Genomic DNA, 24,637 nt, shown 5'->3' with positions numbered 1-24,637 from the left:
CAGCGCGGGTTAGCGATAGACGATAAAGCCGCCTGTTTCGCGGACGGAATTTGCCACCGGATCAAGCGTTGTCTCAAGCACGACGACGCCGACGATCTCCTCCGCGTTGTCGCCCGCCACGATGGCATAGTAATTGCCCTCTTCGAACACAGCCGTCCGGCCATTCGAATCCGTGTAATAGCTTTGAACGCTGCCGAGGATTTCGCCGTTGTCGTCCAGAACGCCCGGTCCGACGGTAAAGGTCGCGACGGGGTATTGGTTTAACGTGATATTATTGTCGGCCTCGATACGGGAAATCACGTTGTCAGTGATGTCGTTGCCATCGATGTCAAAGATCGTGCGATTGCTGATCACGCCGCGCACGGCGTCGCCGCGTTGCCCGGTGCTGTCGTTGAAGTCGTCAAAATCGATCGCGATGTCGATATTGGCGGTGGTATATTCCAGCCCCCCCGCGCCATCGAAGTCGCGCAGCCCCGACATCACACCCCGGTAAAGGGCCTGACCCGTTGTCGGCAGCGTGACGGCATTTTCACGTTGATAGACGAAGCCGCCAAACCCATAGGGCACGTAGGCGCCGGTTCGCACGATTGCGAATTGCGTATTGCGGGACGTGCTGATCCCGTAAATCGCCCGGTGGGTGAACTGATTGATTGGCGTGCCGCTGGACGAATCCGGAAACTGCCGGGGCGCCTCATAGACAGCGTAGGGCCCCAGGCTGCCGACATTTGTGCCGCGGGCATAAACGTTGTCGCCATCAAAGCCGAGGCCATCGACACTGAAGGTGTCGTCGCCGGAATTATAGGCAACCGCCGTGGCTGCGCCATTGCCCTGGCTGGCTGCATCCGTCCCCTCCGGTTCTGACCGGAAAAGGCTGCGGTTCGGCGACGGCGAGGCTGTTCCGGGTGGCAACTCACGATCGCTTTCGATCGGGGTCCCGGTGTCGGGATCGGTCGGATCCGTTTCGGTGTCGTCCGAAAACGGATTGGAACTGCCTCCGCACGCGGAAACGGAGAGAGCCGCTGCAAATGCAACGATATGCTTCTTCATGACTGTCTGCCTCGGTCTTGCTTTTTAGTACAAGTTTGCCTGCTAACGTCCCGGATTTACGGTGAAAGTCAATTATGCATCGCAGGGTTGCACGAATAGTTGGTCAGCATGGCAGAATTACAATACTGCATCTCGCGGTTCCGCGTCGGCAAACGTCAAGATATAGTGGGCCACGACTCATGTAGTGAAAGGAAGCTCTCATGCCGCTGTCTGCTGACCAACAGGCTGAAATCGACGCTTTGCGGTCCGCCCCGCAGCCGACCCTTCGGGTGGTGGCACCGGGCATGGAACAGCATCTCTATCACGCCAAACCGGTTTTGGATCATGGGTTTGTCCGGGTGATCGATTACATGGGCGACGATGCGGCGATCACGCAAGCGGCACGGGTGAGTTACGGCAAAGGCACCAAGAGTGTGCAGAACGACGAAGGTCTGATCCGCTATCTGATGCGGCACTGGCATTCGACGCCGTTCGAGATGTGCGAGATCAAGATGCACGTGAAGCTGCCGGTTTTCGTGGCCCGGCAGTGGATCCGGCACCGGACCGCGAACGTGAACGAATACTCGGCGCGTTATTCGATCCTGGATCGGGAATTCTACATACCGGCGCCGGAGCATATCAATGCGCAGTCCGTGGTGAACAATCAGGGCCGGGGCGGCGTGCTGGAAGGGGAGGAGGCCGCGAGGGTTCTGGAGATCCTGAAAGCAGATTCAGCCAGGTGCTACGACAATTACGAAGCGATGATCTCTCAGGACGGGCAAGATGGTCTGGCGCGCGAGTTGGCGCGGATGAACCTGCCGGCGAACATCTACACGCAATGGTACTGGAAGGTGGATCTGCATAACCTCTTTCATTTCCTGCGCCTGCGGGCGGATGCGCATGCGCAATATGAAATCCGGGTCTATGCCGAGAAGATCTGCAAGGTGGTCGCGGATTGGGTGCCCTTTGCCTATCGCGCGTTCGAAGATTACCGGATGGGTGGCGCGCAACTCAGCGCGACCGCGTTGGATTGCGTAAGGCGAATGCTCAAGGGCGAGAGCGTGACACAGGAAACGTCGGGTATGTCCAAGGGCGAATGGCGGGAATTCGAAGCGATCATCTCGGACTGAAGGCAGTTGTTGCGCCCTGACCCGGTCCGCCGCATGATCCGGCAGTGGGAGGGGAGCCCATGACCACAACGACATTCGCCCTGGATCTGAACGCGCCGCCGAAAGGCTTCGTGGCTGATCCGTTTCCGTTTTACGATCAGCTGCTAGCAGAGACACCCGTGCTACCGCAGCCTGACGGGTCGGTCTTGCTGTCGTCCCATGCGGATCTGGAGGCCGTCTACAAGGACACCACGCGGTTCATCAGCGACAAGCGGGCGGCGTTCCGGCCAAAGTTTGGAGATGGCACGCCGCTTTTTGAACATCACACCACCTCGCTCGTCTTTAACGATCCGCCACTGCACACGCGGGTGCGGCGGATTATGACCTCCGCGCTGACGCCGCGCGCCATCCAGAGAATGGAGCCGGGGCTGATCGAGACGGTGGATCATCTGCTCGGCGGGCTGGCGACGCATTGCGATCTGATCGAGGATTTCGCCAGTGTCATTCCAATTCAGATCATCGGCAATCTGCTGGATGTCCCGATGGAGGAGCGTGGACCCCTGCGCAACTGGTCGCTTGCCATTCTGGGCGCGCTGGAGCCGCGCCTGACGGAGACGCAATTGGCGGCAGGGCACAGGGCGGTGACCGAGTTCAAGGACTACCTGAGCCAGTTGATCGCCCGGCGGCGGGCGGAGCCTGGTGATCCTGAAACAGATGTGCTGACCCGCCTGATTGGGGGCGACGGAGAGGGTCAGTTGAGCGAGATCGAACTGATCCAGAATTGCATCTTCATCCTGAACGCGGGCCATGAGACCACGACAAACCTGATCGGCAACGGGCTGGCGCTGTTGAACGATTACCCCGAAGAACGCGCAAAGCTGCAGGCCGATCCGGCGCTGATCAACAGCGCGGTCGAGGAGATGCTGCGCTTTCGCTCGCCCAACCAGTTCGGCAATCGCGAGACGGCGGAAGCGGTCGATATCGGTGGCATGCGCATCGAAAAGGGCGTGAACCTGCATCTTTGTATCGGGGCCGCGAACCGGGATCCGAAAGTGTTTCACGATCCGCAGCGTTTCGACATCACGCGCAAGCCCAACCGGCATCTTGCCTTTGCCGGCGGGCCGCATGTCTGCGTGGGGCTGACGCTGGCGCGGATGGAGGGGCGGATCGCACTCTCTCGGTTTCTGGCGCGTTATCCCGATTATTGTTTGGAAAAGGGACGCGTGAACGGCGGACGCATCCGATTTCGGGGATATGCCAAACTTCCCGCATGCCTGTGAGGTCCGCTTTCATGCTGGTGAGATATGTCATAAATCTGTTACACAAAGGCCATGCGGTGGTTTCTGTCCCTTCTTCTCCTGCCTGTCCCGGCGATTGCACAAAGTCCTATCGCTGAAATTCTGTGCGAGCCAACGCCCGTCATGCAGAACAAGCTGGAACGTCAATTCGGCGCGGAGCGGACGGCGACCGGCCTGCGTGGACGGGAACAGGTGATGGAAGTCTGGACCGATTCACGGGGCGATTGGGCCATGGTGGTGCGCTATGCGACAGGCACGTCATGCCTGGTCGCGATGGGGGAGCATTTGCAGGATACGCGCGATCCCGCGTGATCAACCGCGCACTGCAGCCTCGGCGCGTGCTCGCATATTGGAAACGAGGGCCGCATTGTCCCGTTCCCATGCCTTAAATCCCCGGTAGGCCTGACGATTTTGCGCGACGCGTTCCGGCGTTCCCGGTGGTGCAAGATCACCGGGGCGTACAAAGTGAACCTTCACCGTTTCATAAGTCGACATGCATGCCGATACTTCTGACGCTGTCAGAGGACGTATCGCAGCGGTGCTGTCGCATAGATAATAGATCGCCAATAGTCTCAGGAACTCGGACATTTGAGCCCTCCTTTATTCAAAAAGGGGGATGGCGCGCGCGTTCCATCAGTGAATGACAAAAAGGTAACATATCTCCTAACGGAGAGGGCGCTCCAAAATGCCGCAGTGCAGCATTTTCGGGTCAACCAGGGAAACAAAGCGTTTCCAATTCAGAAAGCACTGGACACAGACATGCGACGCCCGGCATGATTTAGTTAATCGGTGAACCATAAATTGATCTGAATTGGGGACGAAATGCATATGAAGACGGTGTTTTCCGCGACTATTGCACTGATGATGGCTGGCACGCTGCCCGCGATGGCAATGGACGCCAAGATTTACCCGTACCACGCCAAGCATAATTATTGCCCGGCAGGTTATCAGCCCGTGCAGATCAGCGGGGTCATATGCTGCGGAAAGCCGAACCAATCCGTCAGCTATCAGTCCGTCATGGCACATCCGGTGGCAGTAAAACGCCACAAGCCACGTCGGGCCCACGTCGCCTATGACTGCCCCATCGGCGTGAAAGGCTGTCGCTAGGGCCAGCCCGGTCGCGCCCCATAGCAAGGGGCGCTCGCATTGCCTGACATCAAAGGGGTTTGAGGTCGCCAGCCATTTGGCGGCCGTCTCGACCGTCTTGAAGCTCGTAAGCGACTTTCTGATTATCGGCCAAGCCGGTCAGGCCTGATCGTTCGACGGCCGAGATGTGGACAAATACGTCCTTGCCGCCTTCGTCGGGTGCAATAAACCCGTAGCCTTTCGTGGTATTGAACCATTTCACGGTGCCGGTTGGCATCTCCCGTGTCTCCTTCTACCTTGCAGCCACCCGCGCTGGGACGCGGGCCTATTTGGAACGATCCGGTCCTCAGTCGACCGGCTTCATGAGCAAGGCGGAAGTCTGAATGTCGGGGCTCCTTAAACCAATGATTGCACTGGCGGACCAAAATTCAAGGTTACGCTACGACAAAATGGGTCTTGCTCAATTCTTTGCTCAAAAAGGAGGAGTGCTGCCTTGGAACTCTACGGATTAAAGACCTGTGACACTTGCCGGAAGGCCTTGAAATCCTTGTCGGACGTCACTTTTGTCGATGTCCGCCAAGAGGGGGTTCCAGAGGCAATACTGGACCGGGCGCTGGCGGGTTTTGGAGATGCATTGCTGAACACCCGCTCGACAACCTGGAGAGGACTGGAGGAGGCGGAACGGACGAAGCCGCCCAAGGACCTCCTGAAGACGCATCCGACCTTGATGAAGCGGCCGCTTATCGTGGATGGCGAGCAGTTGCATCTTGGCTGGACGGCGGAAACGCGGGCCGCGCTTGGCGTTTCGTGATCCCGCTCTTATCTGAGGCCAAAGAGCAGGAGACTTAACATGCGAAATGCCGCCCTGACGCTGGGGATCATCGCGGGTGTGATCGGGATGATCGTGGGCTTTTTCAGCTACGGCTATACCGAAGCAATCGAGCGGTTTGGAGAGATCGAGGGGTTGGCGCAACAGGTCGAAAATGTCGATCTAATCCGCGCCGCCTCGATCCTGGGGCCGCTTCTGGCCATTGCCGGGGGCGCAATGGCGCGGGCGCAGGCGGCCTGGGGCGGTGCGTTACTGCTGCTATCCACAATGGCGATGTATTACGCTTTCGGCTTCAACGTCTTCACGATGTTTCCAATTGCCTTTGCGGGCACGGCCGGTCTGCTTGCCCTGATGGCGGGCAAACCGGACGAGCCCAAGGCACATTTCTAGGCCAGAGCGGGTTCAGCCCGGCGTCCAAGGAGCGCATCGACCGAAAGCGGTCCGGCGCCCTTGATCACGATCACGAGCAGTACAAACACCCAAAGCGTGCGCTGATCCCAGATCACGGCATCGGGCAGGCGATCAAAGAGGGCACCCAGCGTTTTGTCGTCGGTCATCGCGTGAGCGTAAACGTCCGTCAGGGACTGGACCACGACAAAGCCGATCATGCCAATCGCGGCGAGGCGCGAGAGCAGGCCGATCAGGATCAGGAAGGGCAGGATGAACTCAGCCCAGGTGCCAGCCAGCACCACAAGGTAGTGAAAGAGGCTGAGTTGGGAGACGTCGTATGTCACGGCCTCCATCGCGCGGGGGAAGATCTGCACGTAAGCCCCGGTGGACGGAAAGAGAAACCCAAGAATGCCGTCGCCCAGTTTGGTAATTCCAGACTGCCAGAAATAGAGCAGCAGCACGGCAACAAAGACGAGACGGGCGAGCGTGGGTAAGATCCAGTCGCCCGCGCGGTCAAGGCGTCCAAAGATGGCGTTGTGCAGCGAAATGAGTGCGGACATGAGGTCAGTCTTTCAGGGTCAGGGAGGTGAGAGCATTCCCGGCAAGCAGCAGGCCGAGCGTTGAGGTAAGATCAAAGCCGTCTCCTGCAGCGGCCAGCGCATCACCGAACGGCGCGCCGAGGCGGAGGGTCTCGACGAAATCCGCGCCATCCGCGGGTAGGACATGCGGGGCCGGGTCGAATTCGGGGCGGGTGACGAGGACGTCTTGCGCCGCGGCGTCGGGCTTGGGCGCGTCTGTTTCGGTGTTAAAGCGCCAGATGGCATGGATAGGCCAGCTGGACCGGATGACCTCGACCGAGGGGGCAAGGGTCAGCGTGGCCATCATCAACGCGTCGGGTGGTGTTTCGGCCAGCGTTTCCGGGACGATCGGCTGCGCGTCGGCGGCGTGGTAGGAGCGGCGCAAGGCCAGTTCCAGCCGCGCGACATCGGGCAGGTAGCCAAGATGGGAGAGCTGCGGCAGCCCAGCGATGAAGTCTGGAAACGCGTCCCCGTAATGCATCATGAGCGGAGAGCTGGGCGGGTGGGCGCGTAAGAAGAGGCCGGAGAGGCCATCCATGTTCTCACGTCCCAGCAGCTTGGCGATAACCGGAAAGCCGGTATGCAAGGCTTCGGTCAGCGAGACGGCTACATTATTGCGGTAAACGTTGAAGCGACGGCCCGCAGGCTGGGCCTGACCATCTGACAAGCCCTCTGGCACGGGCTCCGCTGGATCGAGCAGCCCGGTCGTGAAAAGCGATTGCGAAACAGTCATGACAGGATCGGGATCCGGGCCAGTGCCCTGGCGGCACGGGCGGCTTCAGCTTCGAGGATGGGCCAGTCGGGCACGTCTGTATCCCATTCAACGAGAACGGGTTTGGGGCCGGAGCGGTCGAGCGTGTGGTCGAGGAGCGCCCAGACCGGATCGGCCACTTCGCGACCATGGCTGTCGATCAAAAGCGGTGCGCCGTGGTCGTCTTCATCCTCGTCATGGCCCGCCAAATGAATTTCGCCGACTTTCTCCAGCGGATACGCGTCGATATAGCCCTGCGGAGAATAGCCCAGATTGGTGGCGGAGACGAAAACGTTGTTCACGTCTAAAAGCAGCCCGCATCCGGTGCGGCGGCTGATCTCGGCCAGAAAATCTGTCTCGGACCACGTGCTTTCGTCGAAGGCAAGGTAGCTGGAGGGGTTTTCCAGCAGCATGCGGCGGCCCACGACCTCCTGCACCTGATCGATGTGCTCAGCCACGCGGGTCAGGGTAGCGTTGGTATAGGGCAGGGGCAGCAGATCGTTCAGGAAATGGCTGTCATGGGTGGACCAGGCAAGGTGTTCGGAAAAACTCGCAGGATTCAGCCAACCCACCAGCTTTTTCAGCCGTGCGAGGTGATCGGCATCCAGCGCACCTTCGCCCCCGATTGAGAGGCCGACGCCATGGACGGAAATAGGAAATTGCTCGGCCAAGTGGCGGAGTTGAGCGAGGGGACGGCCGCCATCGCCCATATAATTTTCGGCATGGATTTCCAGCCAGCCGACCGATCCCGCATCCGAGGTGAGCGCCGAAAAATGCTGGGGCTTATAGCCTACGCCGGGTCGGTCGGGCAGGCGGTCATGGGGGGACATGGCATCCAGCATGGGGCGTCACCTCGGACAGGGATAGGTGAGGCGGGCGGAGGGAACACGCCCGCCTGATAATCAGACTTATGCCGGCAGGTCGCGGTCCAGCTCTTCCAGCGAGCCCTGACGCTCGGTCCCGTCGGCCATGGCGGGCAGGTCGATCGTGGTGCAGGTGCCCGCGTCCACGAGGGTCCAGGCGTTGCCCTGATAGTCGACGGTGGATGTGCCGGCGCAGGTCGTGCCCGGGCCTGCGGCGCAATCGTTCTGGCCAGCCAGGCTCACGCCAAAGCATTTCTCTTTGGCCTGGGCTTCGGCGGTGGTGGTGTAACCGGTCATGGCAGCGGCAACGGCGCCTGCAACGGCGAGTGTTTTTACGGTGTTGGACATCTTTGAAATCCCTTTGATTGAGCGTCGGTGTCGTCAGTTGACGTCACAAACCTAGACCCAGGCCATGCCAGTTCTCAACTCACGAGCCTGTGCCTCACAGCGCCGTCAGCCTATGTTATGCGACTTTGTATGGCAACCGCATGAAAACAAAAGGTTTTAGTCATCATGTTACAGAAAGGACCGCCGAAGCGGGCCGATCACGTGACGATTCGCCGCCGATTGTTACAGAAGGTCAGGTGGGGTCGCGTCCGCTGCGAGGGCTTTTGTTACAGCCTCCAACGGCTCCACCTTGGTCTGTTTTTCGCCCAGACGGCGCACGGTCACGGTGCGCTCTTCCACTTCACGTCCACCAATGGCGAGAATGACAGGGACCTTGCCCACCGAATGTTCACGGACCTTGTAGTTGATTTTCTCGTTGCGAATATCGGCCTCGGCCCGGACACCCGCAGCTTTCAGCGCAGCAACCACCTCATGCACATAGTCGTCCGCGTCAGAGATGATGGAGGCCACCACGACCTGACGAGGCGCCAGCCAGAAAGGCAGTTTGCCGGCATGTTCCTCGATCAGGATGCCGATGAAGCGTTCGAATGAACCAAGGCAGGCCCGGTGCAGCATGACGGGTCGGTGCTTTCCGCCATCGGCGCCAATGTAAGTCGCGTCGAGCCGTTCGGGCAGGACGAAATCCACCTGGAAGGTGCCGCATTGCCAGTCGCGTCCCAGCGCGTCGGTCAGAACAAACTCCAGCTTCGGACCGTAGAAGGCCCCTTCGCCCGGGTTCATCTCAGGCTCCACGCCGGCGGCGCGGGTGGCTGCAAGCAACGCGGCTTCGGCCTTGTCCCAGACCAGGTCTGAGCCGGCGCGGGTTTCGGGCCGGTCAGAGAATTTCACCTTGAAGCTCTCAAAGCCCAGGTCCTTGTAGACCGCGGTCAGGAAGTCGATGAAGCGGGCGCATTCCGGCTCGATCTGCTCTTCGGTCGAGAAGATATGCCCGTCGTCCTGAGAAAAGCCCCGTACCCGCATGATGCCATGCAAGGCGCCCGACGGCTCATAGCGCGCGCAAGAGCCGAATTCGGCCATGCGCAAGGGCAGGTCGCGGTAGGATTTGAGCCCCTGCTTGAAGATCTCGACATGGCAGGGACAGTTCATCGGCTTGAGCGCGTTGACCGCCTTTTCGCGGGCATGATCCTCGTCCACTTCGACGATGAACATGTTCTCCTGGTACTTTTCCCAATGGCCAGAGGCTTCCCACAGTTTGCGATCGACGACCTGGGGGGTATTGACCTCGACATAGCCGCCCTGGCGCTGCGCGCGGCGCATGTAATCCTGCAATTCAGTGTAAATAGTCCAACCATTTGGATGCCAGAAGATCTGGCCTGGCGCCTCTTCCTGCATGTGAAACAGATCCATCTCGCGGCCCAGCTTGCGGTGGTCGCGCTTGGCGGCCTCCTCCAGCATGTGCAAGTGCGCTTTCAGCTTTTCCTTGCCGGTGAAGGCCACGCCGTAAATGCGTTGCAGCATCGGGCGGTTTGAATCGCCCCGCCAATAGGCGCCCGCGATGGACATCAGCTTGAACGCATCGCCCGGCACCTGGCCGGTATGCTGGAGGTGCGGACCACGACAGAGGTCCTGCCAATGGCCGTGCCAGTACATGCGCAGCGGCTCGTCCCCCGGGATCGCTTCGATCAGTTCGACTTTATAGGGTTCGTTGTTGGCCTTGTAGAATTCGATCGCGCGCGCGCGGTCCCAGATTTCGGTGGTGATCGGTTCGCGCTTGTTGATGATCTCTTTCATCTTCTTTTCGATCAGGCCGAGATCTTCGGGGGTAAAGGGCTCCTCCCGGTCGAAGTCGTAATACCAGCCGTTTTCGATCACCGGGCCGATGGTGACGCGGGTAGACGGCCAGATCTCCTGCACCGCGCGGGCCATGATATGGGCGAGGTCGTGGCGTACGAGTTCGTTGGCCTGCGCTTCGTCCTTCATGGTGTGAATGGCGATGCTGGCATCCGCTTCCAGCGGCCAGGCCAGATCCCAATGCTGGCCATCGACGGTCGCACTGATCGCCTTTTTGGCCAGCGAGGGGGAGATATCGGCGGCAACCTGAAGCGCGTTGATGCCGGCCGGATAGCTGCGCGCATTGCCGTCGGGAAGGGAGAGAGAGATGAGACTGTCTTTGGCGGCCATATCGGCAATCCTCGTCAGTTTGGCGCCCACGGAACGCCCGGTTGCGGGTTATATTTATGCGCCTTGTGACGAGAGAGAAGCCACCTGTCAACCGGTAGCCGGCATGAGCCGAAGCAATCCCCAGCCACACAGCAAGAGCGCCACACCAGAGACCACGGTGCGGGCCTGGTTCCAGAGCTGCCACGTGCTGGAATACTCGCTCCAGATAACGCGCGCCGCGTCGATGTCGTCGGGAATGTTCACGGTGGCGAGCGCTTCGTTCATGGGAACGTTGACCATCATGGTCAGGACCATGCCGCCGACCAGGTAGATGACAGCGGCTGCGGCAAAGGGCAGGGCGGCGGCGCGCTGGCCAGTGGCGAAAGCGAGGCCCGCAGTGAGGGCCAGCGCGAAGGGCGTGCCGAAAAAAGCCGGTGCGAAGACGGCGTTGCGGACAGAGGCATTCATGGCTTGCATCGCCTGGATCGCGACGCGCGGGTCGGTGGCATCGAGACCCCACATGGTTGAGCAAACCCAGGCGTAGAAGAAACCGAAGATGCCGCCGGTGAGCAGCAGCGAAAGAAGAGCAGAGAACGTGAGCAGGACCATGATGACTTCCAAAATCGTATAGATGTGTACGTCTTGTTAAGGTCCGTATAGAAGTGTACGATTTCTGTCAATCGAGGAGGTCGCGATGCGCGATAAGACAAGGGCGGCGCGCGAAGAGGCGATCGCAGAGGCCGCTTATCGGCTGCTTGAGGCGCGGGGGTTCGGGGGCGTGTCGATGCTGAATGTGGCCAAGGCTGCCAAGGCGTCGAACGAGACGCTTTATCGCTGGTATGGCGACAAGGTCGGCCTGTTCGCAGCGTTGGTAAAGCGGAATGCCGAAGAGGCGCGAACCCTGCTGGACGAGGCAGAGACCGGGGCGTCGGCGTTGCAGACGCTGGGCAGGTTTGGTCCGGTCTTGCTGCATGTGGTAACGGGCGCGCGGGCGGTGGCGTTGAACCGGGCCGCGGCGGCGGAACCGTCGGGCGCCTTGGGACAGGCGATTGCGAAAGAGGGGCGCGAGGATATCGCACCCCGGCTGGTTATGCTGCTTGGGAAATTGGATGCGGAAGGTGTGGCGCGGATCACGGAGCCGGCCAAGGCTGCCGAGATCTACTTCAATCTGCTGATTGGGGATTGGCAGATCCGGCGTGCTATCGGCGTTCTGGCAGAACCTTCGGAAGAGCAGCGACAAGCGCGGGCCCAAACCGCGCTTGATGCATTTTTGATGCTTTATCCCCCGGCACCGTAAGCCAGCACCTGCCACCCCACGGCCAGCGTGCAAAGCCAGCTGACCGTGAATAGGATCGGCCGCGCGGGAAAGCGGGCAAGGCCCGAGATCATGCCGACCGCGTGCAGCGCACGCAGCCAGAAGAAGGCGATGCTGGCCCAGACAGTCACCACGGTCGAGATCCCCAGCGCATGGGCCAGCAGAAGCAGCGCGGCGAAGGGCATCGCCGTTTCAATCATGTTGAGATGCGCCCGGTGCGCACGATGGACCCATTCCGGAAAGTCGCTGAGCGCAGGCGGGCGGGCAAAATCGTCTACCCCGGTTTGGGGATGCATGTTCACGCCGACGATGTAGGGGATCCAAAGCGACGCAGCGAGCATTAGCGTCAGGGTCAGATAGATCAGTTCTGTGGTCATTGCGCCATCTCCGCCATGGAACCGAAATGCGCGTCCTCTCCCGTTTCGAGCCAGCTTTTCAGGCCGGCGGCCCAGCGTGCCCAGCCATCGGCCACGCCTTCGCCCGGAATGACGGGGAAGGTAAGGTTGTAATGTTCGATGGTGAGCTTGCAGAAGCGGCCCTCCGGCTCGATGAGATAAACAACCCTGGACGGCGCGCCGCCGCCCTCCCAATGCGGCTCGAACGTGCATTCCATGCGGGTTTTCGGGTCGGTCTTGAGCAAGACATTCGACATCAGCGCGCTGCCCTCGGGCAAGTGGAGCGTCGTCCGGTCACCGTTGCGCGTGGCGTGAGAGGCCATGAAGTGGTAGTGGGCGACGGCTTTCTCGTCTTCCAGCGCCTCCCAGAGCCGGTCTTGCGTGGTGTTGATAAAGGTCTGCAGGACGAAATCGGGTTTGGTCATTGATGTCTCCTTGGCGGCGAGGGTCTAGTGATCGCCTGCGAATTTGTGAGCCTGGCCGGTTTCCAGCCACGTCTTGAGGCCCGACAGCGTGCGCGCCCAGCCGTCCCGCACATCTTCCTGGCCGGGCGGCAATTCGTAGTGTTCCAACGTCAATCCGCAGTGATCGCCCTGCGGCTCAATCAGATAGACATAGCGGGATGCGGGCAGATCGGGCTCCCATTTCGGCTCAAAGGTTGCGGCGACGCGGGTTTTGGGTGTCAGTTCTGTTTCGGTGCAGATGAGCATGACCTCATCTTCCGGCAGGAAATAGGTGAGCGTGTTGCCCTTCCGCTCGGCGCGGGCCGAGACGAAATCAGTCGCGGATTGGACGTTTGCGTCCAGCAGCGCCTCCCACAGCGCGTCCTGGCTGCATTTGATGAAGATTTGCATGACGAAATCGGGCTGTCCCATTGTGGCATTCCCTTCGAGTTTGGATTTCAGGTCGAGCACTGCCCGTGCCGCCGGTTTGACGAGCAACGGCTCGATCCAGCGGTCAATCGCTTGCTGAAGGGGCACGGCGTTCAGATAGTGATGTTTGAAACGGCCCTTCTTGCGGGTCACGATCAGCCCGGCATCTTCCAGCACGGCGAGATGTTTCATCACTCCGAAACGGGTCATGTCGAGCTGGCCCTGCAGCTCTTGCAGAGTTTGCCCATCCTTTGCGCGCAGGCTGTCCAGCAGCGTGCGCCTGGCCGGGTCGGCGAGGGATTTGAAGATCGTGTCCATGGAATCGATAATAGGTGATTAAATAGTCACGTGACAATATGGTAACTTATAGAAATCCGTTGCACCGGCGTTAACCCCATGCAAGATCCGCGAAAAAAGGAGAATGCGATGCCTGCCACGACCTTTCTCGACACCCCTCAAGGGCGCCGGATCGCCTATCACAAGACCGATGGGCAGGGGCCGTGCGTGGTGTTTCTGGGCGGGCTCAAGTCGGATATGGAAGGGACCAAGGCGGTGCATCTGGAGGCCTGGGCCAAGGCGCAGGGCCGCGCATTTCTGCGGTTCGACTATTCCGGGCACGGCGAGAGCAGCGGCACGTTCGAAGAGGGCTGCATCGGCGATTGGGCAGAGGATACGGTCGAGGCCCTCACCCATCTGACGAGCGGGCCGCTGATCGTTGTCGGATCGTCCATGGGCGGCTGGCAGGCCCTGCTTCTGGCACGCCGCGTGCCAGAGCGGATCGCGGGGATGGTGACCATAGCCGCAGCGCCGGATTTCACCGAAGACAGCTATTGGGCCAACTTCACCGACGCTCAGAAAGCGGATCTGGACCGGAAGGGCGCTGTCGAATTGGCATCCGACTACATGGAGCCTTACGTGATAACAAAGCGCATGATCGAGGATGGCCGGCGAAATCTTGTCCTGCGGGACCGGCTGGATCTGCCTTTCCCCGTGCGCTGCCTTCAAGGGACCGCGGACAGCGCCGTCTCCACCGAAACGGCCTTGCGGCTTTTGGACCATGCCGACGGGCCCGACATGCGTCTGATACTTGTGAAGGGGGCGGATCATCGGTTTTCCGATCCGGCCTGCCTGACATTGATCGAAGCGGCCATTGCCGACGTTATCGAGGCAGGTCAATGACCCGTCGGATGATCTTTGTCACGCATGCCGATGTTCTCATTGATCCGCAGGTCGATGTGCCCGACTGGCCCCTGGCACCCAGAGGACGGGCGCGTCACGTTGCCTTTAACGAGGCCGAGATCGTGAGAAAGGTTGGCGTGGTCTATTCAAGCGCCGAACGCAAGGCGGCTCAAGCAGGCGAGATCCTCGCCCGCGCACGCGACGTGCCTCACAAGGTGATCGAGGCGTTGCACGAGAACGACCGGTCCGCGACGGGGTACCTTCCGAGTGACGAGTTCGAGAAGGTTGCCGATGCCTTCTTTGCATCGCCGACGCAGTCGGTCCGGGGCTGGGAACGGGCCTGCGATGCACAAGACCGTGTGGTGAAAGCGTGCCAAGACATCGCGCGAAACGAGGCTGAGACAGACGGAGATATCGCCGTGGTGGCACATGGCGGGGTTGGAGCGCTCTTTTTGGCGCATCTCAAAGGGGCAGACATATCGCGCAGCTTTGACCAGCCGCCCGGCAAGGGCGGGCACTATATATCGGTGTCCTTGCCGGATTGGCATGTCACGGACGGCTGGCGTGATATCGCGCCCGGATTTGCCGCATGAAACGGGTCCGTTCGGACCGACGGTTGCGTGCAGCTTAAGGGGCAGACGGACCACGTGACGCGCGCTAAGGTAAGGCTGATTGTTTCCGGAGGCGCCTATCTTGCTTGAACATCTGCGACGAGATGCGGCTTGGCGCTTCGGTTCCGGCATCCATGCCGCTCTGACGTTCAGGGGGGTTTGATGCGCAAGCCCGCCAGCATGTGGAGCCTTGAGACATTCGGGCGCGTGCGTTTGTCCAAACACTTTTTCATGCGGGATTTTCTTTATTCCGAGATTGGCAGCTTTCACCGTGTGCAGAACCTGCCGGAGATCCCAGATCTCGTCATCGAAACGGGCCGGGCCTTTTGTGAAACGCTGATGGATCCGCTTGAGGAAACCTTTGGCCGGGTGGCGGTCCGCTCGGGCTATCGCTCTCCCGAGTTGAACCGTTATGGCAACGAAAACAAGCTGAATTGCGCGGCCAATGACAACCCGCTGGAATGCCATATCTGGGATCGCGCCGCAGGCGATGACCGGATCGCGGGGGCGTCCATCGTGATCCCCTGGTTCGCGGATCAATATGCCGAAGGGCGCGATTGGCGCGATCTGGCCTGGTGGATCCATGACCATCTGGACTATTCGGATCTTTGGTTCTTTCCCAAGCTCTGCGCGTTCAATCTTGTTTGGCGCGCGGTGCCGCAGCGCACGATTTCCAGCTATATCGCGCCACGCGGCAAATTGCTTGATGCCGGTGCCGAGCCGGACGAACCTTTGCCACAAAGGCAAGCCAGGTATCGCGATTTTCCGCCGTTCCGCGGCATCGCCTATCCCTGAGCGGGCGCAATCCACACATTTGTTCTTGTCCGGATCCGTCGAAATCCGCACACTGCCGGAAACAAAAAGAGGCCCTCTGATGAGCAGCAAAGAGAGTGGCGATGTCTGAACCGGTCGTGTTCTTACCGGGCATGATGGCCGATGCCCGCGTCTTCGATCAACAGATCCGTATGATGAGTACCGAGCGGGTGGTCACTGTGGCACCGATCACCTTGGGCGAGCGGATTGAGGAGATTGCATCGAGCATCCTGCCGCATCTTCCTGCGCGTTTCGCGCTGGTCGGGTGCGGTATGGGGGGCATCGTCGCGATGGAAATCCTGCGCCGCGCGCAGGAACGGGTTGCGCGCGTGGCGTTGATGGACACCGATCCGCTTGCGGAAACCCCGCAAGCCGCCGCGGAGCGCGAGCCGCTGATCGTGGGCGCACGGGCAGGGCGGCTGGACGCGGTGATGGCGGAAACGTTCAAGCCGGATCATCTGGCCCCTGGTCCCGGCCGGATGGATGTCATGGCAACGCTGTTGACGATGGCGCGTGATCTGGGCCCGGACGTCTATGTCAGTCAGTCACGCGCGCTGCAGCGCCGTCGCGATCAGCAAAGCACGCTGCGGAAAATCAAGGTTCCGGCCATGGTTCTGTGCGGTGAACATGACGGGCTGACCCCGATGAAGCGCCATAGTTTCATGGCCGAACTGATCCCCAAGGCCAAGCTGCGCGTTATCGAGGGCGCGGGGCACCTGCCATCGCTTGAACAGCCGCATGCCACGCTCGACGCATTGCGTGACTGGCTGCGTCAGCCCTTGATCCTTCAGAACGCGCTGTGACGGATTGCTAAACTGAGCACGGCGTAAGGACACGTCGCTCAGCTCGTTCATGCGAAAAACAGGTGCAATGAGGCCAAAGTAAACCGGCTTGGGCCGTGCTTGGTCATCGGCGGAGTAGCAGGGCTTCTCCGCCTCCCAATTGCTCAGGCCGCGGCGTTCTTGTTCGCAGCCTTTTTGGTCGGGTTGGGCCCGTTCGCGTCGATGAAGTCCAGGACGAGAGGGCGTATGTTGTTGCGCCAGCCTTTGCCGGCGAAAATCCCGTAATGGCCCGCGTCGGGCTCCACATGGCTTGCCTTCTTTTCGTCCGGCAGCCCGGTGCACAGATCAAGCGCCGCGACGCACTGGCCAGGGGCGGAAATGTCGTCCTTCGCGCCTTCGACCGTTTTGACCGCCACGCGGGTGATCTTGCCAATATCGACGCGCCGCCCCGCCACGGTGAAGACATTGCGCGCAATCTCGCGCTCTTTGAAGATACGCTCGACGGTGGAGAGGTAGAATTCCGCCGTCATGTCCATCACGGCGAGGTATTCGTCGTAAAAGCGGTTATGCGCATCGTGGTCGGACGCTTCACCCCGTGCGACGCGGCTGATCTGGTCCATGAAGGCCTGCCCGTGACGGTCGGCATTCATCGACATGAAGGACGCCAGTTGGAGGAGGCCGGGATAAACCAGACGCCCGACACCAGGATACTTGAAACCGACCCTCTGGATCATGGTACGCTCAAGCTGGCCCATGGTGACGCGGCGACCGAAATCGGTGACTTCCGTCGGGGTTGCGTCCGGATCAATGGGCCCGCCGATCAGGGTGAGGGAGCGCGGCTGTGCATCTGGATCCTCTTCGGCCAGGTAGGCCGTCGCGGCGAGAGCGAGCGGAGCTGGCTGACAGACGGCGATGACATGTGTATCGGGGCCGAGATGGCGCAGGAAATCGACAAGATAAAGCGTATAGTCTTCGACATCGAACTTGCCCGCACTTACGGGGATGTCGCGGGCATTGTGCCAGTCGGTCACGTAAACCTCGCAATCTGGCAGCAGGCTGGTGACGGTGGAGCGCAGCAGCGTTGCGTAGTGGCCCGACATCGGCGCGACAAGCAAAACCTGCCTTGGACGCGGCTTTCGCCCCAGAACGGCAAAGTGGACCAGATCGCCAAACGGCCGCTCAAGGACAGTTTCGACCTGCACAAGGTGGTCCTTGCCGTCTTCGCAGGTGACCGATGGAATGCCCCAGTCTGGCTTGACCACCATGCGCTGGAAGGTGCGTTCCGTGACCTCGCCCCAGGCCGCCATCCATTCCAGCGCCGGGTTCGGGAAGAGACTGAACACGGGGTAGGACGCCATTGCGAGGGCCGACGCACCCATCCACTGGTTGGTGTTGCGCGCCGTTTCCATCAGGTCGTAGGTCAGCATGTACCGCATTTCGGGTCTCCATTTAAGCGACTGCAACAAGTCGGACCATTCGTCGCTTTGTCCCCCGAAACCAGCGACGTTATTCTGCACAGCAGCGAGAGTAGGGGGGAATCCTTAAAATGACAACTAGCGATGACGTGCCGGCGGACGTGCCGGCCGAACACTTTGAACGTCTTACAGAAAACCTAAGTAAGGTTGAGCGTCTGTCAAAGCGGTTGTTGGACGTTATGTCCCACAAGACCCCTCACAATGCTGCGCTGGACGGCCCGAATCAGGAATTGTTTGCAAGGGCAGCAACGGCTTATTGGACCGAAGCTTTGCAAAATCCGGCCAAGATCCTGGAGCACCAACTTTCGTTCTGGTCGCAGTCCGTCATGCACTTTGTCGAGGCCCAGCAAGCGCTCGCCAAGGGGCAGTTGCGGGCGCCTGCGGATCCCGGCCCTTCGGATGCACGTTTCAAAAATCCCCTCTGGGACACGCATCCTTACTTCAACTTCATCAAGCAACAATATCTGATCAACGCGCACGCGATCGAGCAGGCGGTCCAGGATGTCGAGGAGCTTGATCCGGTCGAAAAGAAGCGGCTGGCCTATTTCTCCCGTCAGATCGTGGACATGATGGCCCCGACAAACTTTCTGGCCACCAATCCCGATGCGCTGGAAAAAGCTGTCGAAACGGACGGTCAGTCATTGGTCGATGGGCTGGAAAACCTCGTTGCCGATCTGGAAGCCAACAATGGCGAGCTGGTTGTGCGCCTGGCGGACGAACAGGCGTTTGAATTGGGCCGCAATATCGCGACGACGCCGGGAGACGTGATCTATCGTAACCGCATGTTGGAGATCATCCAGTTTCGTCCGACGACCGAAACCGTGCACGCCACCCCTTTGATCCTGTTCCCGCCCTGGATCAACAAGTTCTACATCCTTGATCTGAAAGAGCAGAACAGCCTGATCAAGTGGATCACCGATCAGGGCTATACCCTGTTCGTGGCCAGTTGGGTCAATCCCGACGCAAGCTACAGCGATGTCGGGATGGAAGACTACATCGAGGATGGGTTTCTGGCTGCCATCCGCGAGGTCAAGGCCATCACCGGCGAAAAGCAGGTGAATGTCGTCGGATATTGCATCGCCGGTACGACCCTTGCCATGACATTGTCGCTTTTGAAAAAGCGGGGGGACAAGTCGATCAAATCGGCAACCTTCTTCACCGCGCTTACGGACTTTGGCGACCAGGGTGAATTCACGCCCTTCCTGCAGGACGACTTCATCGACGGGATCGAGGCAGAGGTGGCCAAGCGCGGCATCCTGCCGTCCTATATCATGGCACGGACATTCAGCTTTCTGCGGTCAAACGACCTTGTCTACAGCCCGGCGATCCGCAGTTATATGATGGGACAGACCCCGCCGGCCTTTGATCTGCTGTATTGGAACGGCGATGGCACGAACCTGCCTGCGAAGATGGCGATGCAGTATCTGCGCGGCTTGTGCCAGAAAAATGAGTTCACGGGTGCCGGATTTGAGCTTTTTGGTGAGCAGCTGCACGTCTCGGATGTCGATGTTCCGGTCTGTGCGATTGCTTGCGAGACCGATCATATCGCTGCATGGAAAGACAGCTACCGCGGGTTCTGTCAGATGAAATCGCGCAGCAAGACCTTCATCATGACCCAGTCGGGCCACATCGCGGGTATCGTGAACCCGCCATCCAAGAACAAATACGGTCACTACACCAATTCCGATCTCAAACTTGATGCCGATGCCTGGCTTGAGGGGGCGGAATTTCACGCGGGGTCGTGGTGGCCGCACTGGCAGGACTGGCTGTCGAAACGCTCTGGAAAAAAGGTGCCAGCGCGGAACCCAGGAGATGCAAGTCATCCCGTTTTGGAAAGCGCGCCAGGCAGCTATGTGCGCATAAAGGCTGCGGCCGCATCCTGATCCGCCATTTCCCGCTTCTTTCTGCGGTGCGGCATATTGGGTCTTGAAATGCTGCGCTGCAGCATATACTCTATTGGCAGCTGATGAAGAACGGGGTGGGCCCGTACAGCATGAGAGGATTTTGAGATGGCGAAAGCACAAGACATGACCACCATGATGAAAGACATGATGGGTGCGTTCCCGGTGGATACGGCTGCAATGGAAGAAGCATTTAAAACCACCGCGACACTGAGCGAGAAACTGTCGGGCGTGGCTCTGGAAGCCGCAGAAAAATCGACCGAAGTGTCCAGCAAATGGACCAAAGACACGCTGTCCAAGATGGCCGATATGTCGAAAGCAAAAGCTGAGCCGGCGGATTACGCAAAGGCGATGACAGACTTTGCTTCGGCCAGCGCCGAAGTGGCAGCAGAGCACATGGCGGCCTTTGCCGAGATCGCCAAGAAAGTCCAGATGGACACGGTCGAGCTGATGATGGCAGCCGGCAAGGACATGACAGAAGACGCAACGGCTGCGGTCAAGAAAGCCACGGCTGACGTGACGGCTGCTGCGAAAAAAGCGGCTGCAAAGTAAGACGCTGATCTGCACCTCCTCCTCCCTAAAGGTGCAATCGCGCGAGGGCAGGTCTCAGGACCTGCCCTTTCTTTTTGTTCTGCGCTCGCATAGGCTTTGCTGCGATGCATCATCGTCGGGGAGGGTACGACATGGCGGAAGAGAAAAAACCGCTGCTGATCAAGCGCTACGCCAGTCGCAGGTTATACAATACAGAAACCAGCGATTACGTGACGCTGGAAGATATTGCCGGTTTCATTCGGGAAGGGCGCGAAGTTCAGATCGTCGATCTGAAATCGGGCGACGATCTCACCCGGCAATATCTTTTGCAGATCATCGCCGAGCATGAAAGCCGGGGCGAAAACGTTCTTCCCGTTAACGTGCTTAACGATCTTGTCCGCAGCTACATGGTGCCCGGAGGCGGAGTTGTCCCGCAGTTTCTTCAGGCCTCGTTCGATATGCTGAGAGACAGTCAATCGAAGATGATGGAAAACATGAGCGCGATGAACCCGATGGCTAAAATGCCGGGGTTCGAGGCGATGAAGGCACAGCAGGAAGCGTTTCTGAAAGCAATGACCGGGGGGCTTTCGGGCTCGTGGAGCGGGCCGGGTCGGGAGACCGACAAAGGCACCGAGGAGGGTGAAGAGCTGGACGACATCAAAAAACAGCTCGCCGAGTTGCAGGAGAAACTGTCCAAACTCAGCTAAGCGGTTTCCGTCATCCCGCCATGGCTTCTGACCGGTGTGCGCAGGTGATCTTTTTCGAGCCCCTCGAAATAGGTTGCCCTCAGACGCGAGGCAACCGGCCCGGCGGCGCCATTGGAAAAGGTGCGGTCATCGACTTTCGCAACGGGGATCACCCCGCCGCCGGAGGACGATAGAAACACCTCATCCGCGTGCCAGAATTCCTCTAACGGCAGTGGGCGTGTTTCCACCCTGAGACCATGTTCCCGGCACATATCGAGGACGGTGGCCCGCGTAATCCCGTGAAGCACGCCATGGTCCGATGTCACAACACGATCGCCATAGACCGCGAACGCATTGAAACCGGGGCCTTCCGTCACGTTGCCCTCGTGATCCAGAAGAAGCGTGGTCTCAAAGCCCTTGTCCTTGGCTTCGAACAGGCCAGAGGTGAAGTCGCCCCAGTGATAATTCTTGACCTTCGGGTTCACGCTGTCCTGCGGAATACGTCTGACCGACTTCGCAATCCAGACCGACGTGCCTTGGTCGGCCTGGTCCGGGCTGACGATGTGAACGTAAGGCACACACCAGGCGTAAAAGTGGTTGTTGCAATCGCGGGGGTCACGGCTGCCGGGGATCGGGTTTCTGCCCCGCGCCGCCACCATCGCCACGTAAGCGTTTTGCAAGCCGGAGGCTGAAACCATGTCGTGCAGGATATCAGCGACCGCATCCGCATCCACACCGATGTCAAAACGCAAGGCGTGGACCGAGGCCATGAACCGGTCGAGATAATCGTTCAGCCGAAAGAACGCCCCCTTCCAGACGGGCACAACATCGTAGCCGATATCAGAATGCGTCACGCCCCAGTCGGTCACCGAAACCGCCGCGTCGCTGATCGGAATGATGTTGCCGCCCATCCAGGCGGCACCTTTGCTAACGTCCTGCATGGAGACAGAGTGCGTCAAGCCAGGGGATTGCGCAAGCTTCGCGCTACGTGCCGTAGGCGCGCACCGGTCCCGTCACCTCCGTAACGGATGCAAGAAGGATATCGGCGATGACATCCAGCTCTTCCCGCTTCAGCCGCACGGGCAACCGAACATCGCAGGCCCGCATCAGCATCGCGCGGGTCTTGGGTAGTTCCGGAATCTCACCCAGAAACTGCCAGTTCCAGAAGGCGCGCGCATTGTCCTGGCTTTGTCCGAAGACCTGCACGCTGACGCCCCGCCGCTTTGCGGCATCGGCAAAGCATCGGATCTCTTCGTCATCGAGGTCGATCAGGTTGAACTGAATGGAATCGGGCGCGCGCCGCTCGGGGTCTAGCGGAGCGGGGACGCGGATATAGGGCGAGCTTTCGAGGCGTGCCGCGACATAGTCATGATTGACCAATCCGTCGCGCACACGTCGGTTAAGCTCAGGCAGTTGCGGCCGGATGACCACGGCGCTCAGATTGCTCATACGCAGGTTGTAGAGCGGGAGCTGATTTTGCCATTTGCCAAACGCATCAGCCAAGACGGGGTGCTTCTTCCAATTGTGCTCGTAAGCACCCGACATGATCACCGCCCGCGCGGCGAGTTGCGCATCATCCGTGATCAGGATGCCGCCTTCGCCCGCATTGATCATCTTGTAGGATTGAAACGAGAAACAGCCGATCCGCCCAATCGTCCCGATATTACGCCCGGCCCAGGTGGTCCCGAGTGAATGCGCCGCGTCTTCGACGACAGGGATGTCACGCGCGTCGCAAAGGGCCATGATCGCGTCCATGTCGCTGGTATGGCCGCGCATATGGCTGATGATGACGGCCGAGATGCCCTCGTCCAGCTTGGCCTCGAAGTCTTCCAGATCGACCCGGTAATTCTCGCCCACTTCGCACAGGACGGGCACACAATCGGCATGCACCACTGACGACGGAACCGCCGCAAAGGTGAAGCCGGGGATCAGCACCCGCGCATCTCGCGGCAATCCAAGCGCTTTCAACGACAGAAAAAGCGCCGCCGAACAGGACGAGACGGCCAGCGCGTAGCGGCTGCCGATCATCTCGGCAAATTCCGCTTCAAGAAGCGAAACCGGCGCATTTTCCGGCGCGGTGTAGCGGAAGAGGTCACCGGATTGCAGCAATTCCTCAATGGCAACGCGGGCAGCTTCGGGGATGGGCTCAGCTTGGTGGACGTCTGGCGCAACGCTCATATTTCGATTTCCTGAATTGAACCTTCACGAATTGTAAATTAAGGGGGCGGGCCGGCCAACCCCTTTTTGAACCTCGAACCCTTTTTCGGAAGGAACCTGGCGTCAGATGCCCAGCCGGTCGCGCAACGCGTACCAGGTCATGGCCAGAGCCAGCAGCGGAGAGCGCAGCCGCGCACCTCCGGGGAAAGGTGTCGTGGGAATACGTGCCATCGTGTCGAAGCCCGCGCTCTCTCCAAGTATGGCTTGCGCCATCAGTTGGCCGGCATGGGTGGCTGTGCCTACGCCGTGCCCCGAATAGCCGGAGGCCGAAAGGATGTTTGGCCCAACCCGCGCGAGATAGGGCAAACGCTTCATCGTGATGGCCAACGTGCCGCCCCAGGCATGGGTGATGGGAACGTCTGCGAGATGCGGAAAGATCCGGCTCATCGGCTTACGGACGGTGGCTGCAATGTCGGATGGGAACCGATAGCCATAGCTCTCACCACCCCCAAACAAGAGGCGCCCGTCCAGGGTGAGGCGGAAGTAGTTGACGACGAACTTGCTGTCCGCGACGGCGACGTTCTGCGTCAGCACGGTGTTCACCCGGTCCCCCAGGGGTTCCGTCGCGACAATGAAGTTGTTGATCGGCATCACATGGGCGGCCACGCGCGGGTTCAGACTGCCCATATATCCGTTGCACGCAAGAACGACATGCCGGGCCGAGATCGTGCCGGAGGTGGTTACGACCCGCGCGGGATTGCCCTCGATAATCTCGCTCACTGCGCTGCGTTCGTGAATATGGACACCGGCGGTTTCGGCCGCCCTTGCCAACCCCAAGGCCAGTTTCAAGGGGTGGAGGTGGGCCGCGTCCCAGTCGACGATACCGCCGCGATAATCCGGTGATGGACAAAGCGCCATGCAAGCCTTGGCATCCAGCGTTTCCATATGCCGGTAGCCGTAGACGGTATCAAGATGGCTCGCATAGGCGTGCAAATCATCGACTTCGGCTTGTGTCGATCCCGTCCAGACCACGCCGGGTACAAGGTCGCATTCAATAGCATGGCGTTCGATCAGGGATTTTACCAACGCCTTTGCATCCTGCCCCATCGCCCAGAGATGGCGTGCATGATCCTTGCCGACGAGCGGCTCCAGGCTGTCCTGGGTGACCCGCTGTCCGCTGCCCAACTGCCCGCCATTGCGGCCCGATGCGCCAAAGCCGACACGCTGCGCTTCGAGCAGCACAACGTCCAGACCCGCTTCAGCAAGTTGAAGCGCCGCGGAGAGGCCCGTATATCCGCCCCCGACGACGCAAACATCCGCCGTCCGATCCTCCTCCAGCGCAGGAAAGGCGGGCAGGGCGGGCGCCGTATCCGCGTACCAGCTTTTCGGATATGCGCCCGGCTCGTCATTGGCATAAAGCAGATTTAGGCGCGGCATCTTACTGGCTTTCGGTCGCGTTTCTTTGTCTGTCTGAAGGCACGC

The 24,637-nt window shown here is 59.9% G+C and carries 30 protein-coding genes; 14 read left to right on the top strand and 16 right to left on the bottom strand.

The genetic code is table 11. From position 1 onward, the window contains the following. Positions 1 to 9: 9 nt before the first annotated feature. On the bottom strand, positions 10 to 1,047 hold the full coding sequence (locus CFI11_RS16415) for a hypothetical protein (RefSeq protein ID WP_130407847.1): 1,038 nt from the start codon (positions 1,045 to 1,047) through the stop codon (positions 10 to 12). 200 nt (positions 1,048 to 1,247) lie between these two features. Here CFI11_RS16415 and thyX point away from each other — a divergent pair, with 200 nt between their 5' ends. Genes thyX through CFI11_RS16400 form a run of 3 tightly spaced genes read left to right on the top strand, consistent with a single transcriptional unit; the run spans position 1,248 to position 3,745 of the window. Next, complete coding sequence (thyX, locus tag CFI11_RS16410) at positions 1,248 to 2,156, top strand: FAD-dependent thymidylate synthase (protein ID WP_130407845.1); 909 nt, start codon at positions 1,248 to 1,250, stop codon at positions 2,154 to 2,156. A 59-nt stretch (positions 2,157 to 2,215) separates the two neighbouring features. Continuing rightward, a complete protein-coding gene (locus tag CFI11_RS16405) occupies positions 2,216 to 3,415 on the top strand; it encodes a cytochrome P450 (protein ID WP_130407843.1) in 1,200 nt (399 codons plus the stop codon). A 51-nt stretch (positions 3,416 to 3,466) separates the two neighbouring features. Further along, a complete protein-coding gene (locus CFI11_RS16400) occupies positions 3,467 to 3,745 on the top strand; it encodes a hypothetical protein (RefSeq protein WP_130407841.1) in 279 nt (92 codons plus the stop codon). Here the strand turns inward: CFI11_RS16400 and CFI11_RS16395 are convergent, their stop codons facing one another. Continuing rightward, on the bottom strand, positions 3,746 to 4,021 hold the full coding sequence (locus CFI11_RS16395) for a hypothetical protein (RefSeq protein ID WP_130407839.1): 276 nt from the start codon (positions 4,019 to 4,021) through the stop codon (positions 3,746 to 3,748). A 240-nt stretch (positions 4,022 to 4,261) separates the two neighbouring features. Here CFI11_RS16395 and CFI11_RS16390 point away from each other — a divergent pair, with 240 nt between their 5' ends. Then, the gene (locus tag CFI11_RS16390; RefSeq protein ID WP_130407837.1) at positions 4,262 to 4,540 is read left to right on the top strand and encodes a hypothetical protein; all 279 of its coding nucleotides are present in this window, start codon (positions 4,262 to 4,264) and stop codon (positions 4,538 to 4,540) included. A gap of 49 nt (positions 4,541 to 4,589) precedes the next feature. Here CFI11_RS16390 and CFI11_RS16385 read toward each other — a convergent pair whose 3' ends face one another. Further along, positions 4,590 to 4,796 carry a cold-shock protein gene (locus tag CFI11_RS16385; protein WP_130407835.1) on the bottom strand — a complete coding sequence of 69 codons (207 nt, stop codon included), beginning with the start codon at positions 4,794 to 4,796 and terminating at the stop codon, positions 4,590 to 4,592. Between the two features lie 216 nt (positions 4,797 to 5,012). Here CFI11_RS16385 and CFI11_RS16380 point away from each other — a divergent pair, with 216 nt between their 5' ends. Together CFI11_RS16380 and CFI11_RS16375 are read left to right on the top strand one after the other, a co-directional pair. After that, on the top strand, positions 5,013 to 5,330 hold the full coding sequence (locus CFI11_RS16380) for an arsenate reductase family protein (protein WP_130407833.1): 318 nt from the start codon (positions 5,013 to 5,015) through the stop codon (positions 5,328 to 5,330). Between the two features lie 39 nt (positions 5,331 to 5,369). Next, positions 5,370 to 5,738 carry a hypothetical protein gene (locus CFI11_RS16375; protein ID WP_130407831.1) on the top strand — a complete coding sequence of 123 codons (369 nt, stop codon included), beginning with the start codon at positions 5,370 to 5,372 and terminating at the stop codon, positions 5,736 to 5,738. On the opposite strand, the gene CFI11_RS16370 is transcribed toward CFI11_RS16375, so the two are convergent. The 6 genes from CFI11_RS16370 to CFI11_RS16345 form a co-directional block, all read right to left on the bottom strand. Continuing rightward, positions 5,735 to 6,298, bottom strand: coding sequence for a DoxX family protein (locus CFI11_RS16370; RefSeq protein ID WP_130407829.1), 564 nt, complete (start codon positions 6,296 to 6,298; stop codon positions 5,735 to 5,737). The genes CFI11_RS16375 and CFI11_RS16370 overlap by 4 nt on opposite strands. A gap of 4 nt (positions 6,299 to 6,302) precedes the next feature. After that, complete coding sequence (locus CFI11_RS16365) at positions 6,303 to 7,049, bottom strand: DNA-binding domain-containing protein (RefSeq protein ID WP_130407827.1); 747 nt, start codon at positions 7,047 to 7,049, stop codon at positions 6,303 to 6,305. Further along, the gene (locus CFI11_RS16360; RefSeq protein ID WP_130407825.1) at positions 7,046 to 7,909 is read right to left on the bottom strand and encodes a DUF692 family multinuclear iron-containing protein; all 864 of its coding nucleotides are present in this window, start codon (positions 7,907 to 7,909) and stop codon (positions 7,046 to 7,048) included. The genes CFI11_RS16365 and CFI11_RS16360 overlap by 4 nt, the downstream gene beginning before the upstream one ends. Before the next feature lie 66 nt (positions 7,910 to 7,975). Then, the gene (locus tag CFI11_RS16355; RefSeq protein ID WP_130407823.1) at positions 7,976 to 8,278 is read right to left on the bottom strand and encodes a DUF2282 domain-containing protein; all 303 of its coding nucleotides are present in this window, start codon (positions 8,276 to 8,278) and stop codon (positions 7,976 to 7,978) included. 222 nt (positions 8,279 to 8,500) lie between these two features. Beyond that, on the bottom strand, positions 8,501 to 10,459 hold the full coding sequence (gene thrS, locus CFI11_RS16350) for a threonine--tRNA ligase (protein WP_130407821.1): 1,959 nt from the start codon (positions 10,457 to 10,459) through the stop codon (positions 8,501 to 8,503). 87 nt (positions 10,460 to 10,546) lie between these two features. Next, positions 10,547 to 11,047: a DUF1772 domain-containing protein gene (locus tag CFI11_RS16345; protein ID WP_130407819.1), complete on the bottom strand. Its 501-nt coding sequence runs from the start codon at positions 11,045 to 11,047 to the stop codon at positions 10,547 to 10,549. 85 nt (positions 11,048 to 11,132) lie between these two features. On the opposite strand from CFI11_RS16345, the gene CFI11_RS16340 reads away from it, so the two are divergent. After that, the gene (locus CFI11_RS16340; RefSeq protein WP_130407817.1) at positions 11,133 to 11,735 is read left to right on the top strand and encodes a TetR/AcrR family transcriptional regulator; all 603 of its coding nucleotides are present in this window, start codon (positions 11,133 to 11,135) and stop codon (positions 11,733 to 11,735) included. Here CFI11_RS16340 and CFI11_RS16335 read toward each other — a convergent pair. From CFI11_RS16335 to CFI11_RS16325, 3 genes are read right to left on the bottom strand one after another with little or no spacing between them, the layout of a single operon-like run. Continuing rightward, positions 11,717 to 12,130 (bottom strand): MAPEG family protein, encoded by a 414-nt coding sequence (locus CFI11_RS16335; protein ID WP_130407815.1) that lies wholly within the window; start codon positions 12,128 to 12,130, stop codon positions 11,717 to 11,719. The two genes, CFI11_RS16340 and CFI11_RS16335, sit on opposite strands and share 19 nt — an antisense overlap. Further along, on the bottom strand, positions 12,127 to 12,573 hold the full coding sequence (locus CFI11_RS16330) for an SRPBCC domain-containing protein (protein ID WP_130407813.1): 447 nt from the start codon (positions 12,571 to 12,573) through the stop codon (positions 12,127 to 12,129). The genes CFI11_RS16335 and CFI11_RS16330 overlap by 4 nt, the downstream gene beginning before the upstream one ends. A gap of 24 nt (positions 12,574 to 12,597) precedes the next feature. Then, the gene (locus tag CFI11_RS16325; protein WP_130407811.1) at positions 12,598 to 13,338 is read right to left on the bottom strand and encodes a metalloregulator ArsR/SmtB family transcription factor; all 741 of its coding nucleotides are present in this window, start codon (positions 13,336 to 13,338) and stop codon (positions 12,598 to 12,600) included. 108 nt (positions 13,339 to 13,446) lie between these two features. Here CFI11_RS16325 and CFI11_RS16320 point away from each other — a divergent pair, with 108 nt between their 5' ends. The 4 genes from CFI11_RS16320 to CFI11_RS16305 all read left to right on the top strand — a co-directional run bounded on the left by CFI11_RS16320 (position 13,447) and on the right by CFI11_RS16305 (position 16,426). After that, positions 13,447 to 14,199 (top strand): alpha/beta fold hydrolase, encoded by a 753-nt coding sequence (locus tag CFI11_RS16320; RefSeq protein WP_130407809.1) that lies wholly within the window; start codon positions 13,447 to 13,449, stop codon positions 14,197 to 14,199. Then, positions 14,196 to 14,792: a histidine phosphatase family protein gene (locus CFI11_RS16315; RefSeq protein WP_217358711.1), complete on the top strand. Its 597-nt coding sequence runs from the start codon at positions 14,196 to 14,198 to the stop codon at positions 14,790 to 14,792. The genes CFI11_RS16320 and CFI11_RS16315 overlap by 4 nt, the downstream gene beginning before the upstream one ends. Before the next feature lie 198 nt (positions 14,793 to 14,990). Next, on the top strand, positions 14,991 to 15,605 hold the full coding sequence (locus CFI11_RS16310; protein ID WP_130410049.1) for a hypothetical protein: 615 nt from the start codon (positions 14,991 to 14,993) through the stop codon (positions 15,603 to 15,605). A 101-nt stretch (positions 15,606 to 15,706) separates the two neighbouring features. Continuing rightward, positions 15,707 to 16,426: an alpha/beta fold hydrolase gene (locus CFI11_RS16305; protein WP_130407807.1), complete on the top strand. Its 720-nt coding sequence runs from the start codon at positions 15,707 to 15,709 to the stop codon at positions 16,424 to 16,426. Between the two features lie 143 nt (positions 16,427 to 16,569). Here CFI11_RS16305 and phaZ read toward each other — a convergent pair whose 3' ends face one another. Then, positions 16,570 to 17,841, bottom strand: coding sequence for a polyhydroxyalkanoate depolymerase (phaZ, locus tag CFI11_RS16300; protein ID WP_130407805.1), 1,272 nt, complete (start codon positions 17,839 to 17,841; stop codon positions 16,570 to 16,572). Between the two features lie 110 nt (positions 17,842 to 17,951). On the opposite strand from phaZ, the gene phaC reads away from it, so the two are divergent. From phaC to phaR, 3 genes are all read left to right on the top strand, one after another. Further along, on the top strand, positions 17,952 to 19,763 hold the full coding sequence (phaC, locus tag CFI11_RS16295) for a class I poly(R)-hydroxyalkanoic acid synthase (protein WP_130407803.1): 1,812 nt from the start codon (positions 17,952 to 17,954) through the stop codon (positions 19,761 to 19,763). Between the two features lie 126 nt (positions 19,764 to 19,889). Continuing rightward, positions 19,890 to 20,333, top strand: coding sequence for a phasin, PhaP (locus CFI11_RS16290; RefSeq protein WP_130407801.1), 444 nt, complete (start codon positions 19,890 to 19,892; stop codon positions 20,331 to 20,333). A 131-nt stretch (positions 20,334 to 20,464) separates the two neighbouring features. Beyond that, complete coding sequence (gene phaR, locus CFI11_RS16285) at positions 20,465 to 21,019, top strand: polyhydroxyalkanoate synthesis repressor PhaR (protein ID WP_130407799.1); 555 nt, start codon at positions 20,465 to 20,467, stop codon at positions 21,017 to 21,019. Here the strand turns inward: phaR and CFI11_RS16280 are convergent. The 3 genes from CFI11_RS16280 to CFI11_RS16270 all read right to left on the bottom strand — a co-directional run bounded on the left by CFI11_RS16280 (position 21,016) and on the right by CFI11_RS16270 (position 24,592). Next, entirely contained in the window at positions 21,016 to 21,939 is a 924-nt protein-coding gene (locus CFI11_RS16280; protein WP_130407797.1) for an aminotransferase class IV, read from the bottom strand. The two genes, phaR and CFI11_RS16280, sit on opposite strands and share 4 nt — an antisense overlap. A gap of 43 nt (positions 21,940 to 21,982) precedes the next feature. Further along, positions 21,983 to 23,176: a DegT/DnrJ/EryC1/StrS aminotransferase family protein gene (locus CFI11_RS16275; protein WP_130407795.1), complete on the bottom strand. Its 1,194-nt coding sequence runs from the start codon at positions 23,174 to 23,176 to the stop codon at positions 21,983 to 21,985. A gap of 102 nt (positions 23,177 to 23,278) precedes the next feature. Further along, entirely contained in the window at positions 23,279 to 24,592 is a 1,314-nt protein-coding gene (locus tag CFI11_RS16270; protein WP_130407793.1) for an FAD-binding oxidoreductase, read from the bottom strand. Positions 24,593 to 24,637 lie beyond the last annotated feature (45 nt).

The sequence above is a fragment of the Thalassococcus sp. S3 genome (assembly GCF_004216475.1).
In the GTDB taxonomy this organism is placed as follows: Bacteria; Pseudomonadota; Alphaproteobacteria; order Rhodobacterales; family Rhodobacteraceae.
Note: the sequence above shows the minus strand (reverse complement) of the source record. Positions and strands in the feature narration are given on the sequence as shown.

Excerpts from the sequence above, each read along its gene's own strand:
- thrS (WP_130407821.1), bottom strand. The coding sequence starts at position 10,459 with ATGGCCGCCAAAGACAGTCTCATCTCTCTCTCCCTTCCCGACGGCAAT.
- CFI11_RS16325 (WP_130407811.1), bottom strand. The coding sequence starts at position 13,338 with ATGGACACGATCTTCAAATCCCTCGCCGACCCGGCCAGGCGCACGCTG.
- phaR (WP_130407799.1), top strand. The coding sequence starts at position 20,465 with ATGGCGGAAGAGAAAAAACCGCTGCTGATCAAGCGCTACGCCAGTCGC.
- CFI11_RS16385 (WP_130407835.1), bottom strand. The coding sequence starts at position 4,796 with ATGCCAACCGGCACCGTGAAATGGTTCAATACCACGAAAGGCTACGGG.
- CFI11_RS16395 (WP_130407839.1), bottom strand. The coding sequence starts at position 4,021 with ATGTCCGAGTTCCTGAGACTATTGGCGATCTATTATCTATGCGACAGC.
- thyX (WP_130407845.1), top strand. The coding sequence starts at position 1,248 with ATGCCGCTGTCTGCTGACCAACAGGCTGAAATCGACGCTTTGCGGTCC.
- CFI11_RS16275 (WP_130407795.1), bottom strand. The coding sequence starts at position 23,176 with ATGAGCGTTGCGCCAGACGTCCACCAAGCTGAGCCCATCCCCGAAGCT.
- CFI11_RS16360 (WP_130407825.1), bottom strand. The coding sequence starts at position 7,909 with ATGCTGGATGCCATGTCCCCCCATGACCGCCTGCCCGACCGACCCGGC.
- CFI11_RS16345 (WP_130407819.1), bottom strand. The coding sequence starts at position 11,047 with ATGGTCCTGCTCACGTTCTCTGCTCTTCTTTCGCTGCTGCTCACCGGC.
- CFI11_RS16315 (WP_217358711.1), top strand. The coding sequence starts at position 14,196 with ATGACCCGTCGGATGATCTTTGTCACGCATGCCGATGTTCTCATTGAT.
- CFI11_RS16280 (WP_130407797.1), bottom strand. The coding sequence starts at position 21,939 with ATGCAGGACGTTAGCAAAGGTGCCGCCTGGATGGGCGGCAACATCATT.
- CFI11_RS16370 (WP_130407829.1), bottom strand. The coding sequence starts at position 6,298 with ATGTCCGCACTCATTTCGCTGCACAACGCCATCTTTGGACGCCTTGAC.
- CFI11_RS16320 (WP_130407809.1), top strand. The coding sequence starts at position 13,447 with ATGCCTGCCACGACCTTTCTCGACACCCCTCAAGGGCGCCGGATCGCC.
- CFI11_RS16305 (WP_130407807.1), top strand. The coding sequence starts at position 15,707 with ATGTCTGAACCGGTCGTGTTCTTACCGGGCATGATGGCCGATGCCCGC.
- CFI11_RS16355 (WP_130407823.1), bottom strand. The coding sequence starts at position 8,278 with ATGTCCAACACCGTAAAAACACTCGCCGTTGCAGGCGCCGTTGCCGCT.
- CFI11_RS16400 (WP_130407841.1), top strand. The coding sequence starts at position 3,467 with ATGCGGTGGTTTCTGTCCCTTCTTCTCCTGCCTGTCCCGGCGATTGCA.
- CFI11_RS16375 (WP_130407831.1), top strand. The coding sequence starts at position 5,370 with ATGCGAAATGCCGCCCTGACGCTGGGGATCATCGCGGGTGTGATCGGG.
- CFI11_RS16415 (WP_130407847.1), bottom strand. The coding sequence starts at position 1,047 with ATGAAGAAGCATATCGTTGCATTTGCAGCGGCTCTCTCCGTTTCCGCG.
- CFI11_RS16330 (WP_130407813.1), bottom strand. The coding sequence starts at position 12,573 with ATGACCAAACCCGATTTCGTCCTGCAGACCTTTATCAACACCACGCAA.
- CFI11_RS16270 (WP_130407793.1), bottom strand. The coding sequence starts at position 24,592 with ATGCCGCGCCTAAATCTGCTTTATGCCAATGACGAGCCGGGCGCATAT.
- phaZ (WP_130407805.1), bottom strand. The coding sequence starts at position 17,841 with ATGCGGTACATGCTGACCTACGACCTGATGGAAACGGCGCGCAACACC.
- CFI11_RS16365 (WP_130407827.1), bottom strand. The coding sequence starts at position 7,049 with ATGACTGTTTCGCAATCGCTTTTCACGACCGGGCTGCTCGATCCAGCG.
- phaC (WP_130407803.1), top strand. The coding sequence starts at position 17,952 with ATGACAACTAGCGATGACGTGCCGGCGGACGTGCCGGCCGAACACTTT.
- CFI11_RS16340 (WP_130407817.1), top strand. The coding sequence starts at position 11,133 with ATGCGCGATAAGACAAGGGCGGCGCGCGAAGAGGCGATCGCAGAGGCC.
- CFI11_RS16290 (WP_130407801.1), top strand. The coding sequence starts at position 19,890 with ATGGCGAAAGCACAAGACATGACCACCATGATGAAAGACATGATGGGT.
- CFI11_RS16405 (WP_130407843.1), top strand. The coding sequence starts at position 2,216 with ATGACCACAACGACATTCGCCCTGGATCTGAACGCGCCGCCGAAAGGC.
- CFI11_RS16390 (WP_130407837.1), top strand. The coding sequence starts at position 4,262 with ATGAAGACGGTGTTTTCCGCGACTATTGCACTGATGATGGCTGGCACG.
- CFI11_RS16335 (WP_130407815.1), bottom strand. The coding sequence starts at position 12,130 with ATGACCACAGAACTGATCTATCTGACCCTGACGCTAATGCTCGCTGCG.
- CFI11_RS16310 (WP_130410049.1), top strand. The coding sequence starts at position 14,991 with ATGTGGAGCCTTGAGACATTCGGGCGCGTGCGTTTGTCCAAACACTTT.